Raw genomic sequence first — 15,319 nt, 5'->3', positions numbered from 1 at the left:
GTGGCCTCCTCGCCGGTTGCCGCCGCTGCCCGGTCCACTATGGGCGCCGCTCCTGATACGGCCATGACGGTCACCTGACGGGTCCGGCACGGCCCCGCTCGCCGTCACCGCCGGGTGAGCAGACTCACTGGGGGCCGGGCCGGGGCGGCTCACCGGACGGTCCGCGACGACGGACGACGATGGACAGGGAGAGACATGGCAGCCAGCGAACCGCGCCACCCGTACCCCTTCGACCGCGCGGTCCCCACCGCGATCCCACCGCTGTACGAGGAGCTCCGCGAGACCGAGCGGGTCGCCGCGATCACCATGGCGACCGGTGACCCCGGCTTCCTGGTGACCCGTTACGAGGACGTCCGGTTCGTGCTGTCCGACCCGAGGTTCAGCGTCCGCCAGGACCTTCCGGGAGCGCCGCGCCTGACCGAGATGACCTTCAAGAGCGTCATGACGACGGACCCGCCCGTCCACACCCGGCTGCGCCGGCTGCTCTCCCGGGACTTCACGGCGCGGCGGATCGAGCGGATGCGCCCGCGGCTGGAGGAGATCGCCGAAGGGCTGCTCGACGACATGGAGAAGAAGGGGGCGCCGGCCGACATCGTGGAGTCACTCGCCGTGCCGTTCCCCATCACCGTGATCTGCGAGCTGCTCGGCGTGCCCATGGTGGACGTCTCCCGCTTCCGCGGCTGGGCCGACACCATGGTCTCGTTGACCGGTTACTCCATGGAGGACTGGACCGCGGCCCGGGACTCCCTGGAGAACTACCTGGACGAGCTGGTCGTCGCCAAGCGCGAGGACCCGGGTCCCGACCTGCTCAGCGCCCTGGTCGCCACGGCGGCCGAGGACAACGAGCTGACCGACCACGACGTCCGCTCCCTCTCGCTGATCCTGCTGCTCGCCGGGTACGAACCGGCCTCCAACCAGCTCGGCAGCAGCGTGCTGACGCTGCTCCGCTTCCCCGACCGCCTCGCGGAGCTGCGCCGTGACCCGGGTCTGCTGCCGTCGGCGGTGGAGGAGCTGATGCGGTACGCCCCCGCGGGCGACGGCGCCCTCTTCCGCGTCACCCTGGAGGACGTCACCATCGGGGGCACCCACATCCCCGCCAACAGCGCGGTTCTCGCCTCGACCCAGGCCGCCAACTGGGACCCGCGCCGCTTCGACGACCCCACCGGGCTCAGGCTGGACCGGCCGGACAACCAGCACACCGCCCTGGGCCACGGCATCCACTTCTGCCTCGGCGCGGCACTGGCCCGGGTGGAGCTCCAGGTAGCCATCGGTGCGCTGCTGCGCCGCTTCCCGAACCTGGCGCTCGCCACCGACGAGGCCGGGCTGCGCTGGTCGAGCCCCGGCTCGATGCTCAGCGGGTTCTCCGAGATCCCCGTCACCTGGTGAGCCGTGGCGGCGCCGCCCCGCCCGTCTCCCGGCGGCACCCCCGCTCGTCGCCCCCGGCCCACCGGCCGGCGGGGCCCACCAGAGCCCGGTGGGCCCACGGCGGCACCGGGCCGCGGTCCGCACCGCCCACCGGCGGGTGCGGACCGCGGCTCCGTCCGGAACTCAGGTCCTGCTCAGGCGTCGGGCGTGGCGGCCGGTGACGTACCGGCGGGCTGTGCGCGACGCAGCACCCCGTCCCGCAGGTCCACCGGTTCGCCGCGGAACCGCGAGCGCAGCCGGCGGTCGTGCGAGACGATCACCACGGCGCCCCCGAACAGCGCCAGCGCTTCCTCCAGTTCCTCCAGCAGGGTCAGCGCCAGGTGGTTGGTCGGCTCGTCGAGCAGCAGCAGGTCGGCCGGCTCCACCACCAGGCGGGCCAGGACCAGCCGCCGCTGCTGACCCACCGACAGTTCACCGACGGGCACGTGGAAGGTGTCCGGGTCGAACAGGCCGAGCGAGGCGAGCTGTTCACGGTGTTCCTCCTCGGTGCCCGCCCGGCCCTCGGCGAACGCCGCGAGCAGCGGCTGCCGGGGCCTGCCCACACTCACCTCCTGCGGCAGGTAGCTGATGCGGCCCTGCCGCACCACCTCGCCCCGGTCGGGCTCCACTTCGCCGGCGATGACGTCGAGCAGGGTCGTCTTCCCCGCGCCGTTGGGCCCCTGGACGAGCAGCCGGCTGTCCGGGCCGATGCTGAGCGAGTCGACCCGCAGCCGGCCGTCCACCACCACGTCCGTCAGCGTCACCAGGGGCTCTTCGAACGTCCGGCCGGTGCCCGCCAGTCCGGCGCCGAACCGCAGCGGGTCGGGCGGCCGGGGGACCGGGTCCTCCTCCAGCCGGCGCAGCCGTTCCAGGGCGTTGCGGACCCGGCTGCCGACCTGGCGCTCCGCCCGCAGCCCGTGGTTGAAGTACTGGAGCTTGTTGGAGTGGAAGCGGTTGGCGTAGCCCACCCGGTGGGCGGTGGTCACGCTGCGCACCCGCTGGAACTCCATGTCCTCCAGCCACTTCTGGTACGCCTCCTCCCACCGCCTGCGGGCCGCCGCCTTCTCCTCCAGGTAGCCCGGGTAGCCGTTGCCGTAGCGGTTGACGGTGTGCCGGTCGCCGTCGACCTCCAGGATGGTCTCGGTGACCCGCTCCAGGAAGACCCGGTCGTGGGAGACCGCGACGACCGTGCCGGGGAAGTCCCGCAGCCGGTTCTCCAGCCAGGCCATGGCCTGGTCGTCGAGGTGGTTGGAGGGCTCGTCGAGCAGCAGCAGGCCGGGCTCGGTGGCCAGCATGCAGGCCAGCGCGAGGCGACTCTGCTCGCCGCCGGACAACGCGCCGAGCGGACGGTCGAACGGGATGTGGCCGATGCCGAGTTCACCGAGCATGGCCGCCGCACGGGCGTCGGCCAGGTATCCGCCGCGGGCCTCGAAGCGGTTGAGCAGCTCGCCGTAGGCGTCGAGTTCGGCGCGGGTCGCGGTGGCCATGTCGGCCTCCAGGGAGTGCAGTCGGCGCTCCGCCTCCCGCAGGTCGGCCAGGGCCCAGTCCACCGCGTCCTGGACCGTGTAGTGGGCGGGCAGGTCGAGGGTCTGCTCCAGCAGTCCGACGCCGTTCTCGGTGTCGAGGGTGACCGTCCCCTCGTCGGGCTGCTCGACGCCCGCCATCAGGCGCAGCAGGGTGGTCTTGCCGGCACCGTTCTCACCGACGACGCCGACGGTGTCGCCGGGACGGATGCTGAAGGAGACCTGGTCGAGCACGGGGTGGTCGCCGAACGCCTTGGAGACGTCGGTCAGCGTGAGTTGAGAAGGCATACGCAGAGATTTCCTCCGGAGACGGGTGTGCCACAGCCGGGCCCCGGCCGCTGTGCGGCTCCGGCGCGGGGGGCGCGCCAAGGGGGCGAGGGGCTGTGGAGGGCTGGGGTGTCCCGCCGACCGGTCAGAAGATCATGCCTCTCAGTGTAGCGGCCGGCTCCGCCGGGCGACAGCGCTCTGCCGTCGGGCGGGCCGGCGGACGGCCCGCCGTGGGACCGGCCGCCGGTCGCGGGGGACGTCACAGGTGCAGCGCCAGGGTGGCGGGGCGGTTCACCGCCCGGGCCACGAGGCCAAGGAAGTCGGCCGCGGTGGCGCCGTCGCAGACCCGGTGGTCGAAAGTCAGCGACAGCGGGGCGGTGCTGCGGGGCAGCACGGCGTCCCCGACCACCCAGGGTCTGCGGGCGATGCGGCCCACCCCGAGCATGGCCGTCTCCGGGTGGTTGATCAGGGGGACGGCCCCGTCCGTGCCCAGGACGCCGTGGTTGTTGACCGTGAAGCAGCCGCCGGTCAGTTCGTGCGGGGCGAGGGTGCCGTCCCGGGCGCCCGCGGTCAGCCGGGCGATCTCCTCGCCGAGCCGGGCGGTGGTCAGCCGGTCGGCGCCGTGCACCACGGGGACGACGACGCCCCGGTCGGTACGGGTGGCGATGCCGAGCCCGATCGACCGCGGCGGTCGGACGCCCACGGCCGTGCCGTCCGCGTCGTGCACCACGCGGGAGCCCAGCGCGGGGTGGCGCGCGAGGGCGGCCACGCACATCCGGGCGATGAGCGTGAGGACGCCGATGCGCGGACCGGGCGGCGCGTCGGCGGCGTCGGCGTCGCGGCACAGTTCGAGCAGGCCGGTGGCGTCGGCCTCCAGCCAGCAGGTCGCGGCCGGGATCTCCCGGTGGCTGGCGGTCAGCTTCCTGACCGCCGTCCGCCGGGCGCCGTGCCAGACGAGCACGTCGTCCTCGGGCCGTACGTCGCCGGCGGAGGCGGCCTGTCCGGCGGCGGGACGAGTGCCCCGACCAGTGGTCATGCCGGTGCCCCGACCGGCGGCCGGATCGGCGGCCGGATCGGCGACCTGACCGACGGGCGGGCCCTGGAGGGTGGCCCCGGTGGGCGGGGCGTGGGGTGCGGAGGCGACGGGCGCGGTGCGGTCCGGTTCGCGCCCCTCCCCGGACCCGGTGAGCGCCTCGACGGCCCGGACCACGTCCGAGCGCCCCACGAGTCCGGCCGGCCCCGTGCCGGACACCGTCCGCAGGTCGATGCCGTGGTCGCGGGCGAGGCGCCGCACCAGGGGCGACACGACCGGCACCGGCCCGTGGCGGGTCCCGGCCGCGGCGGCAGCCGCAACCGGGCCCGCGGCCCGGTGCGGCGGCGCGGCGGGAGCGGCGCCCAGGCTGCCGTAGCCGACGAGCACCGGCTCCCGGCCGGGCGGGTCCGCCCAGGCCGGTGCCGCCGAGGACGTCCCCGCCGGGCCCGGCGCCCCCGGCGCCGACCGCCGCGGCCGGTGACCGCCGGCGGAGCCGTCGTCCTCCGCGATCACCACCAGGGGCGACCCCACCGGCAGCTCCTCGCCGGCCGCGCCGCGGCACTCGAGGACCTCACCCGCGTACGGGCTCGGGATCTCGACCCGTGTCTTGGCCGTCTCCACCTCCACCAGTGGCTGGTCCACACCGACGCGGTCCCCCTGCCGGACGAGCCAGCGGACGATCTCCGCGCCGGTGAGGCCCTCGCCGAGGTCCGGCAGCGGGAACTCCCGCCGCACGGCGCTCACCCCTGGTCCCACTGGAGCCGGGCCACCGCGTCCAGCACCAGGTCTGCCGTGGGCAGGTGGTGGTGCTCCAGGAGGGGCGGCGGGTAGGGCACGTCGAAGCCGGTCACCCGCAGCACCGGCGCCTCCAGGTGGTGGAAGCAGCGTTCGGTCACCCGGGCGGCGATCTCCGCTCCCGGCCCGGCGAAACCGGACGACTCGTGGACGACGACCGCGCGGCCGGTGCGCCGCACCGAGGCGCACACCGTCTCGTCGTCGAACGGCACCAGCGACCGCAGGTCGACGACCTCGAGGTCCCGCCCCTCGGCCCGGGCGGCCTCGGCGGCGGCCATGCACGCCGGCAGGGACGGCCCGTAGGTGAGGAGCGTGGCGCTCCGTCCCGGGCGGCGCACCACCGCGCGGCCGATCGGTTCCACGGCCGGCGGCTCCTCGGCGTCCCAGGCGTCCTTGGACCAGTAGCGGCGCTTGGGTTCCAGGAAGACCACCGGGTCGTCGGAGGCGATGGAGGCGCGCAGCAGCCCGTAGGCGTCGGCGACGGTCGCGGGCGTGACGACGTGCAGCCCCGGAGTCGCCATGTAGTACGCCTCGGACGAGTCGCTGTGGTGCTCGACGCCGCCGATCCCGCCGCCGTAGGGCATCCTCACGACCAGGGGCAGCGGCAGCGCTCCCCGTGTCCGGTTCCGCATCTTCGCCACATGGCTGACGACCTGTTCGAACGCTGGATAGGCGAAGGCGTCGAACTGCATCTCCACGACCGGGCGCAGCCCGTACATGGCCATGCCGACGGCGGTGCCGAGGATGCCCGCCTCGGCGAGCGGCGTGTCGGTGCAGCGGTCCTCGCCGAACTCCGCCGTCAGCCCGTCGGTGACCCGGAAGACGCCGCCGAGCGCGCCCACGTCCTCCCCGAGCACGTGGACCGAGGCGTCGGCGCGCATCGCGTCCCGCAGTGCCCGGTTGAGGGCACGGGCCATCGGGGTGTCGGCCGGTCCGGCCGGACGGGGGAGCGGAGCGCGGTCCGCGGCGCTGCCCGGCGGGGCCCCGGTGTCCTTGATCGTAGTCATGCGGAGACCTCCCGGGGTGCGGCCGCCGCCCCGGCCCGAGCGGCCGCGGCCTGCTCGTGCAACTGGGTGGTCGGACGGGCGTACACGTGGGTGAACAGCTCCTCCGGACCGCCGGGGGCCGGCGTGCCCGGGACCGCGGCCCGCAGCTCGGCGGCCGTGTGCTCGGTGGCCTCGGCCGCGGCGGCCGCGGTCTCCTCGTCGAGCAGCCCGGTGTCCCGCAGATGACCCTCGGCCAGCTCCACCGGGTCGTGCGCGCGCCAGTCCGCCCGCTCCGCGTCCGAGCGGTAGCGGCGCGGGTCGTCGGCATTGGTGTGCGGATCCATCCGGTAGGTCACCGCCTCCACCAGGACCGGCCCGGCACCGCTGCGCGCCCTCGCCACGGCGTCGGCGACCACCTGGTGGGCCGCGAGGACGTCGTTGCCGTCGACCAGACGGCCGGCGACCCCGTAGCCCACCGCCTTGTGGGCGATGCTCGGCGCGGCGTTCTGCCGGGCCAGCGGCACGGAGATGGCGAACTGGTTGTTCTGCACCAGGAAGACGACCGGCGAGCGCAGCACCCCGGCGAAGGTGAGCGCCTCGTGGAAGTCGCCCTCGCTGGTGCCGCCGTCGCCGACCAGGGCCAGCGCGACCACGTCGTCGCCCCGCAGCCGGGCCGCGTGCGCCAGGCCCACCGCGTGCGGCAGGTGGGTGGCCAAGGGGGTGCACAGCGGCGCGGTGCGCCACCGTCGCGGGTCGTAGCCGCCGTGCTCGCCGCCGCGCAGCAGGGCCAGGGCCTGGGCGGCCGGCACATCCCTGAGGTGGACCGCGAGCGTGTCACGGTAGGTGGGGAACAGCCAGTCCCCCGGCCGCAGGACGGCCGCGGCCACCGCCTGGCACGCCTCCTGGCCCGTCGAGGACGGATAGACCGCCAGGCGTCCCTGGCGGGCGAGCGCGGTGGCCTGTTCGTTGAAGCGCCTGCCGCGCACGAGTGACCGGTGCAGCAGCCGCGCGGTCTCCGGGTCGGCGCCGGCCGCGGCCGGGGTGCCGATCACGCGCACCGGCGCGGTGTCCGGGAGGAGCGGCGCGGGGTCGCGCAGCGGTCCCGCCGCGCCGGGCCGCCAGGCCGCCGGGGCGGCGGCGTCGCGCGCCGCGCGGCTCTGCTCGGTGCCGGGCATTCAGCGCTCCCGGTGCGCCGTGGGCGGCCGTCGCACGGACCGGGCGACGCCCTCGTGCCGTGTGCTCGCCGCCGCGGCGTGCATTATCCACTCCAGCAATTGCGGGGCGGTGAGCCGCATGGATTCTGCGGCAGGCGGGCCGTAAAAGCCTTCGAGCGGTTCGCCAAACGCTTTAGGCGCATTCTTGGACATGGTCCTCACCCCATTTTCTCCGGTCACTTGCCGTGGCGGACGGGACGTCGGAGGGAAGCACGAGAAGGCCGCGGTGTGGGAGATCTGATCGGCCGGAACGGAGCGGCGCGCCGACCGTCGGACGAGGTCCGAAAGGCCGCCGGGACTGCCGCCCCGTCATTTCGGAGACTAGCAGCCGCCTCTTGCCGGGAAAGAGCCGCAAATGGTGTGCCCGGCGGTTCCGCCGGAGACGGTGACGTTTCGTCAGCAGTCTGTCAGCGAGGGGTCAGATCGCTTTGTAAGGCTACGGGCGACCGCAATTCTGGGAACGGCGCGGAGGCAGGTGCGCACCGCCGGGGCACGCGACGTGAGGAGACGTAGTGACACGTACGGGACTGACGGACGTGCTTCCGTTGTCACCGCTTCAGAACGGCCTGCTGTTCCACGCCCTGTACGACGAGCGGGCCGCGGACGTGTACGTCGTCCAGTTCGTCCTCGACCTGCGCGGGCCGCTGGACGCCGACCGGCTGCGGGGCGCCGTGGAGGCGCTGCTGCGCCGCCACCCCAACCTGCGGGCAGGCTTCTGGCAGGAGGGTATGAAGCGCGCCGTCCAGGTCGTCCCGCGGTCCGTGCACCTGCCCTGGACGGTCCACGACGCCGCCGGGGTGCCGGCGGACCAGCGGGCCGCCGCCCTGGAGCGGGTGCTCGCCGCCGACCGGGCCCGGCGCTTCGACCCGGCACGCCCGCCGCTCGCCCGGTGCACCCTGGTCGCCTTCGGACCCGAGGACCACCGGCTCGTCCTCAGCCACCACCACCTGCTCGTCGACGGCTGGTCCATGCCCCTGCTCCTCGCCGACCTGTTCGCGCTGTACGGCAACGGCGGCGACGAGGCGGCGCTGCCCCCGCCGGCCCCCTTCCGCGACCAACTGGCCTGGCTCGGGGCGCGAGAGACCGCCGCCGACGCCCGGGCCTGGCGGGAGGAGCTGGCCGGACTCGAACAGCCGACCACGGTGACCCGGACCCCCGCCCCGACCGCCCCGGCCCCCGGAGCGGATCCCGCCACCCCGGCGCCCCGGCAGGAGTACGTCGAACTCGACGAGACGGCGACCGCCGCCCTCGTCGCCCGGGGACGGCACCACGGCCTCACCCTCAACACCCTGGTCCAGGGGGCCTGGGCGCTCCTGCTCGGCGCGCTCACCGGCAGCGACGACGTGACGTTCGGCGCGGTCGTTTCCGGCCGGCCGCCCGAGGTCGAGCGGTCCGAGGCCATGGTGGGCCTCTTCATCAACACCGTGCCGGTCCGCGTGCGCCTCGACCCCGGCAAGTCCCTCGCCGGCAACCTGCGGCGGCTCCAGGACGCCCAGGCGCGGCTCACGGACCACCAGTACGCCGAACTCCCCGCCGTCCAGCGGGCGGCCGGGCTCCCCGAACTCTTCGACACCCTCGTCGTCTTCGAGAACTATCCGCTCGAGGCCGACGCCCTCGACCTGGCCGCGGCCGGCGTCCGGCTGCACGGCCTCGACGTGCGGGACGCCACGAACTACCCGCTCAGCCTGGTCGCCATCCCCGGACCGCGGCTGCGCCTGCGCGTCGAACACGATCCCGGCCGGTGCGCCCCCGAGGTGTCGCACGGTCTCGCCGGGCGCCTGGAGCGCCTGCTGCACGCCATGGCCCGGGACCTCGACGTCCCCACCGCCGGCGTGGAGCTGCTCTCCGCCGGGGAACGCGCCACCGCGGTGCCCACGCCGCACACCACCGAACGGCCCTTCCTCCGCGAGCCGCTGCCCGGGCTCCTGGACCGCCAGGCCGCGCTCACCCCGGACGCCACCGCCGTCGTCGACGACGACGTCCGGCTGACCTACCGTGAACTCGCCGCCCGCTCCAACCGACTGGCCCGGCTGCTCGTCCGGCGCGGCGCGGGCCCTGAGGGCCTCGTGACCCTCGCCCTGCCCCGCGGCGCCGACCAGGTCGTCGCCTTCGTCGCCGTACTGAAGTCCGGGGCGGCCTACACCCCCGTCGACACCTCGTACCCGCCGGAGCGCGTCCGCTTCCTCCTCGCGGACGCCGCACCGGCGGCCGTCGTGACCACCGCCGCCGAGGCCCACCTGCTGCCCCCGGGCACCGACCCCGTCGTCCTGGACGACCCCGCCTGCGCCCGGGAGCTGGAGGCCCTGCCCGACACCGACCTCACCGACGTCGACCGGCTCGCTCCGCTGACCACCGCGCACCCCGTGTACGCGCTGTACACCTCCGGCTCCACCGGCCGTCCCAAGGGCGTCGTGATGCACGCGGAGCCGCTGCTCAACCTGATGGCCTGGTACACCGGAGCGATACCCGGCCCGGCCGGCCCGGTGGTCTCCCAGTTCTCCACCCTCGCGTTCGACCCCGCCCCGCTGGAGATGCTCTGCGCCCTCACTCAGGGACAGACCGTCACCGTGGCGAGCGACCTCGCCCGCCACGACCCGCGGGAACTGCTGCACTGGCTGGAGCGGGACGGCGCCCGCCACCTCTACACCACCCACACCGTGCTGGAGGCGCTCGCCGACGCGGCCGCCACCGCGGACCGCGACCTGCCCGCACTCCTGGAGGTCGTCCAGGCGGGGGAGGCCCTGACCCCCGGCGAGGACCTCAAGCGGCTCTTCCGCGGCCACCCCGGCCGCCGGCTGCACAACCTCTACGGGCCCACCGAGACGCACGTGGTGACGGCCGCCGTGCTCACCGGCGACCCCGACGGCTGGCCCGCCGAGGTGCCCATCGGCACCCCCGTGCCCAACACCCGCCTGTACGTGCTCGACGCGTGGCTGCGGCCCTCGCCCCCTGGTGTCGCCGGGGAACTCTACGTCGGCGGGGTGATGCCCGCCCGGGGCTACCTGCGCCGGCCCGCGCTGACCGCGGCGCGGTTCGTGGCCGACCCCTTCGGCCCGCCGGGCTCCCGGCTGTACCGCACCGGCGACCTGGTACGGCTGCGCCCCGACGGCGCCCTGGACTTCCTCGGACGCGCCGACGACCAGGTGAAGATCGGCGGCCAGAGGGTGGAGCCCGGGGAGACCCGCGCCGCCCTGGAACGCCTCCCGGGCGTGGCCCAGGCGGTCGTCCTGGGCCGCGAGGACACCCCCGGGGCCAAGCGGCTGGTCGCCTACGCCGTTCCCGCGCCGGGCCACACCGCCGACCCGGCGGACCTCCGGGACCGACTGGCCCGCACGCTGCCCACCGCGCTGGTCCCCGCGGTCTGCGTCGTCCTCGACGCACTGCCGCGCAACGCCAACGGCAAGATCGACCGGCAGGCGCTGCCCGCCCCCGACGTCACCGGACGCGGCACGGGGCCCGCGCCCCGCGACCCCCGCGAGGCGCTGCTCGTCCGGCTCTTCGAAGAGGTGATCGGCGTCCGCGGCGTGGGCGTGGACGACGACTTCTTCGCCCTCGGCGGCGACAGCATCATGTCGATGCAGCTTGCCGGGCGCATCCGCAAGGCCGGCCTCACCGTCTCCCCGCGCGACGTCTTCGAGCGGCGCACCGCGGCACGGCTCGCCGCCGGCGCCGTCCCGGCCGGCGACGCCGCCGACGCGCGGCCGGCCGGAGCGCACACGGAGGCCGCGGGCCCCTTCCCGGTGACACCGATCATGCACTGGTTCCGCACCCTCGGCGGTTCCGTGGACGGCTTCAGCCAGTCCGTCGCCCTGCGGGTCCCGGCAGCCCTGGACGAGCCCCGGCTCGCCACGCTGCTCCAGAGCCTCGTGGACCGCCACGACGCGCTGCGACTGCGCGTGACCACCCGTCCCGACGGTACCTGGGCCCCCGAGGTCCTGCCGGCCGGCTCGGTGGACGCCGCGCGGCTCATCCGTCGGGTCGACGTCCGCGGGCTCGACGCCGAGGCGCTGCCCGCGGTGCTGGAGCGGGAGGGCGCCGCGGCCGACCGGCTGCTGCGCCCCGCCCTGGGCGACGTGCTGCGCGCGGTGTGGTGCGACGCCGGCGACCGCCCCGGCCGACTGCTGCTCACAGCCCACCACTTCGCCGTCGACGGCGTCTCCTGGCGCGTCCTCCTCGCCGACCTCGCCGCCGCCTGGCCGGCCGTCGCCGCCGGACGCCCGCCCGAGCCGGAACCCGTCGCCACGCCGCTGCGGCAGTGGGCGCACCGGCTCGACGCACTCGCCCGGCACCCGGACCAGCTCGCGCACGAACCGTTCTGGCGCCGCGTGACCCGGCCCGCCGAACCACTGCCGTCCCTGGTGCCCCCGGACCCCCGGCGCGACGTCGCGGGCACCGCCCGGCTCGTCACCGCCGAACTGCCCGCCGACCTCACCCGGGCGCTGTTGACCTCGGTGCCCGCGGCGTTCCACGCGGGCATGAACGACGTCCTGCTCACCGCCCTCACCGCCGCGGTCACCGACTGGCGGCGGGCCCGCGGCTCGTACGCGACCGACCTGCTCGTCGACGTCGAGGGCCACGGCCGTGAGACGGCCGGCGGCGACCTGGACCTGTCCCGCACCGTCGGCTGGCTCACCTGCCTGCACCCGGTGCGCCTGGACATCGGCCGCGTCGGCCACCGGGAACTGCGGGCGGGCGGTCCCGCGCTCGGCCGCGCCGTCAAACGCGTCAAGGAGCAACTGCACGCCGTACCGGACCAGGGCCTCGGCCACGGTCTGCTGCGCTACCTGAACGAGGACACCGCGCCCCGGCTGGCCGACGGCGCCCGCGCGGAGCTGCTCTTCAACTACCTCGGGCGCTTCCCGGAACCGGACGACGCCGACTGGTCGCCCGCGCCCGAGGCACCGCCCCTCGGCGGCGGCGTCGACCCCGGCCTGCCGTTCGGACGGTCCCTCACCCTCAACGCGTTCACCCGGGACCACGCCGACGGCCCGCGGCTCACGGCCCTGTGGTCGTGGCCCGGGGCGCTGTGGACGCCCGCCGACATCGAGGAACTGGCCGAGGGCTGGTTCACGGTGCTCCATGCCTTGGTGCGGCACACCGGGGCCGGGGACGCGGGCGGCCGCACCCCTTCCGACCTGCCGATGGTGGAACTGAGCCAGACGGACATCGACCTGCTCGAGAGCGAACTGGGCGAGGAAGACGAGGCAACGCAGTGACCAGGTCCCGGATCGACGACGTACTGCCGCTGTCCCCCCTCCAGGAGGGGCTGCTGTTCCTCTCCCGGTACGACGACAGCGGCAGCGACGACGTCTACGTCGTGCAGTTCCGCTTCGACATCGACGGCCCCCTGGACGCCGACCGCATACGGACGGCCGCCGAGACCCTGCTCGAGCGCCACCCCAACCTGCGGGCCGGCTTCCGTCAGCAGCGCCGTGAGGGACGGCCCGTCCAGGTCGTGCCCCGCACGGTCCGCCTCCCGTGGGACGAGGTGGACCTGTCCGGCCTGTCCGCCGCCGAACGCGCCGCGGAGACGGACCGGCTGCTCCAGGCCGACCGGGCACTCCGGTTCGACCTCGCGCGCCCGCCGCTCATGCGGTTCACGCTGATCCGCCTGGGCCCGCGCACCCACCGCCTCGTCTTCACCCACCACCACCTGCTGCTCGACGGCTGGTCGATGGGCCTGCTCATCAAGGAGCTGTTCGCCCTCTACGAGCGGCCCGCCGACCGGCACGCGCTGCGACCCCCCGTCCCCTACCGCGACTACCTGGGCTGGCTGGCCCGGCAGGACGAGACCGCGGCCCGGCAGGCGTGGAGCGGCGCGCTCGCCGGCGTCGAGGAGCCGACGCTCGTCGCGGGCCAGGAACGGGGACGCGCCACCGGTGCGCCCGCCGAACTCGTCACCGACCTGTCCGAGGAGCTGACCGCGGCCCTCGTCGCCCGCGGGCGGTCCGCCCGCCTCACCCTCAACACCCTGGTCCAGGGCGCCTGGGGGCTCCTCGTCGGCGGACTGACCGGACGGCACGACGTCATCTTCGCCGAGATCGTCTCCGGCCGCCCGGACGACCTGTCCGGCGCCGAGACGATGATCGGGATGTTCGCCAACGCGCTGCCGGTACGGATGACCGTCGCGCCCGGGGAGTCCCTGGTCGCCGCGCTGCGCCGGCTCCAGGAGAACCGCGGCCGGCTGATGCCCCACCAGCACCTCGGGCTCAGCGCCATCCAGAGCCTCGTCGAGCCCGCCGAGCTCTTTGACACGATGGTGATCTTCGAGAACTACCCCCTCGACCCGGACACCCTCCAGGTCGCCGCCGGCGACATCCGGCTCACCGAGGTCAGCGAACACGCCGCCACGCACTACCCGCTGTGCCTGATGGTGTTGCCCGGCGACCGGCTGCGCCTGCGGCTGAGCTACCGCACCGACCTGTACGACCGGGCCACCGTCGCCCGGCTGACCGAGCGGCTCACCGCGCTCCTCGAACTCCTCGCCCACGACCCGGACCGCCCGGCCGCGACGGTCGACGTGCTGTCCGCGGCCGAACGCTGGGACCTGCTCGTCACGCGCAACGACACCGCCCGCCCCGTGCCAGGCGCCGCGGTATCACAGCTGTTCGCCGCACAGGTCCGTGAGCACCCCGGGGCCGTCGCCGTCCGGGCCGGCGGACGGGAGCTGACCTACGCCGCGCTGGACCGCCGGTCCGCCCGGCTGGCCGGCCGGCTCGCCGCACTGGGCGCCGGACCCGAACAGCGGGTCGCGGTCATGGCCGAGCGCACCACGGACCTGCCGGCCACCCTGCTCGCCGTCCTGCGGACCGGAGCCGCCTACGCCCCCCTCGACCCGCTCCACCCGGCCGAGCGCATCGCCCAGGTCCTGGACGACGTCCGCCCGGTGTGCGTGGTGACCGACGGCACCACCGACGTGCCGCTGCCGGCCGGCGTGCCCGTGCTGCGGCTGGCGGACCTGCCCGCGGACCCGTCCGCCGACGACGAGACCGGAGGCGAGGGCGGGGACCCGGCCGCCGTGCCCCACCCGGACCAGGCCGCGTACGTCATCCACACCTCCGGTTCCACGGGCCGCCCCAAGGGAGTCGTCGTCCCGCACGGCGCGCTGGCCAACCACCTCGCCGACATGGGCGAACGGGTGCCGCTGGGCCCCGGCGACCGGCTGCTCGCCGTCACCACCGTGTCCTTCGACATCGCGGCCCTGGAGATCTTCCTGCCGTTGACCCGCGGTGCCGCCGTCGCGCTCGCCGATCAGGACACCGTCCTCGACCCGGCCGCCCTCGCCGGGACGATCACCGCCTGCGGCGCTACCGTCATGCAGGCGACGCCGACCCTGTGGCGCACCCTGGCGGGTGACCACCCCGAGGCGCTGCGCGGCCTGCACGTCCTCACCGGCGGCGAGCCCCTCCCGGACGACCTGGCGGCCGCACTGACCGGCGCCGCCGCCGAGGTGACCAACCTCTACGGGCCCACCGAGACCACCATCTGGTCGACGGCCGCCTCCCTCCGCCCCGGCGCCCCCGTCACCATCGGCCGGCCGATGGCGAACACGCGGGTGTACGTGCTGGACGGTGCGTTGCGGCCGGTGCCGGTGGGGGTGCGGGGGGGTCTGTACGTGGCGGGTGCGGGGCTGGCGCGCGGGTACGGGGGGCGTGCGGGTCTGACGGCGGAGCGGTTCGTGGCCGATCCGTTCGGTGGTGCGGGGGAGCGGATGTACCGCACCGGTGACGTGGCGGCGTGGCGGGCGGACGGTGTGCTGGAGTTCGCCGGGCGGGTGGACGGGCAGGTGAAGATCCGCGGTTTCCGGGTGGAGACCGGCGAGATCGAAGCCGCCCTGCGCACCCACCCGCAGGTCGCCGAGGCCGCCGTCGTCGCCCGCACCGAGCAGGGCGGCACCCGGCGCCTGGACGGCTACGTCGTCCCGGCCACGGCCGGTGGGGAGAGCGCGTCCGCGCAGCGCGAACAGGACCGCGAGCGGGCCTGGCGCGACGTGTACGACACGCTCTACCGGGAGCGGGAGGGCGAGCCCTACGCGGCCTGGACCAGCAGTTACGACGGTGCGCCGATTCCGGTGGCGGAGATGGACGAGTGGCGGGC

At 75.3% G+C, this 15,319-nt stretch carries 7 protein-coding genes; 3 read left to right on the top strand and 4 right to left on the bottom strand.

From position 1 onward, the window contains the following. Positions 1-195: 195 nt before the first annotated feature. On the top strand, positions 196-1,386 hold the full coding sequence (locus ABEA26_RS01290; RefSeq protein ID WP_345588322.1) for a cytochrome P450: 1,191 nt from the start codon (positions 196-198) through the stop codon (positions 1,384-1,386). Positions 1,387-1,559: 173 nt separating this feature from the next. Here ABEA26_RS01290 and abc-f read toward each other — a convergent pair whose 3' ends face one another. The 4 genes from abc-f to ABEA26_RS01270 form a co-directional block, all read right to left on the bottom strand. Next, complete coding sequence (abc-f, locus tag ABEA26_RS01285) at positions 1,560-3,215, bottom strand: ribosomal protection-like ABC-F family protein (RefSeq protein ID WP_345588320.1); 1,656 nt, start codon at positions 3,213-3,215, stop codon at positions 1,560-1,562. Between the two features lie 238 nt (positions 3,216-3,453). After that, entirely contained in the window at positions 3,454-4,971 is a 1,518-nt protein-coding gene (locus ABEA26_RS01280; RefSeq protein WP_345588318.1) for a dihydrolipoamide acetyltransferase family protein, read from the bottom strand. Continuing rightward, positions 4,968-5,939, bottom strand: a complete 972-nt coding sequence (locus ABEA26_RS01275; protein ID WP_345588399.1) for an alpha-ketoacid dehydrogenase subunit beta — start codon at positions 5,937-5,939, stop codon at positions 4,968-4,970. Before ABEA26_RS01275 ends, ABEA26_RS01280 begins: the two co-directional genes overlap by 4 nt. Positions 5,940-6,025: 86 nt before the next feature. Further along, positions 6,026-7,183, bottom strand: a complete 1,158-nt coding sequence (locus ABEA26_RS01270; protein ID WP_345588316.1) for a thiamine pyrophosphate-dependent enzyme — start codon at positions 7,181-7,183, stop codon at positions 6,026-6,028. Between the two features lie 551 nt (positions 7,184-7,734). Between ABEA26_RS01270 and ABEA26_RS01265 the strand changes: the two genes are divergently transcribed. Both ABEA26_RS01265 and ABEA26_RS01260 read left to right on the top strand, forming a co-directional pair. Further along, a complete protein-coding gene (locus ABEA26_RS01265) occupies positions 7,735-12,438 on the top strand; it encodes an amino acid adenylation domain-containing protein (RefSeq protein ID WP_345588314.1) in 4,704 nt (1,567 codons plus the stop codon). After that, positions 12,435-15,319: non-ribosomal peptide synthetase (locus ABEA26_RS01260; RefSeq protein ID WP_345588312.1), on the top strand; the 2,885-nt coding region annotated here is incomplete at its 3' end. The genes ABEA26_RS01265 and ABEA26_RS01260, both read left to right, overlap by 4 nt.

The sequence above is a fragment of the Streptomyces marokkonensis genome, from assembly GCF_039539045.1.
GTDB lineage: Bacteria > Actinomycetota > Actinomycetes > Streptomycetales > Streptomycetaceae > Streptomyces > Streptomyces marokkonensis.
This window is presented reverse-complemented; position numbering and strand designations above follow the sequence as displayed.

Excerpts from the sequence above, each read along its gene's own strand:
- ABEA26_RS01290 (WP_345588322.1), top strand. The coding sequence starts at position 196 with ATGGCAGCCAGCGAACCGCGCCACCCGTACCCCTTCGACCGCGCGGTC.
- ABEA26_RS01270 (WP_345588316.1), bottom strand. The coding sequence starts at position 7,183 with ATGCCCGGCACCGAGCAGAGCCGCGCGGCGCGCGACGCCGCCGCCCCG.
- ABEA26_RS01275 (WP_345588399.1), bottom strand. The coding sequence starts at position 5,939 with ATGGCCCGTGCCCTCAACCGGGCACTGCGGGACGCGATGCGCGCCGAC.
- abc-f (WP_345588320.1), bottom strand. The coding sequence starts at position 3,215 with ATGCCTTCTCAACTCACGCTGACCGACGTCTCCAAGGCGTTCGGCGAC.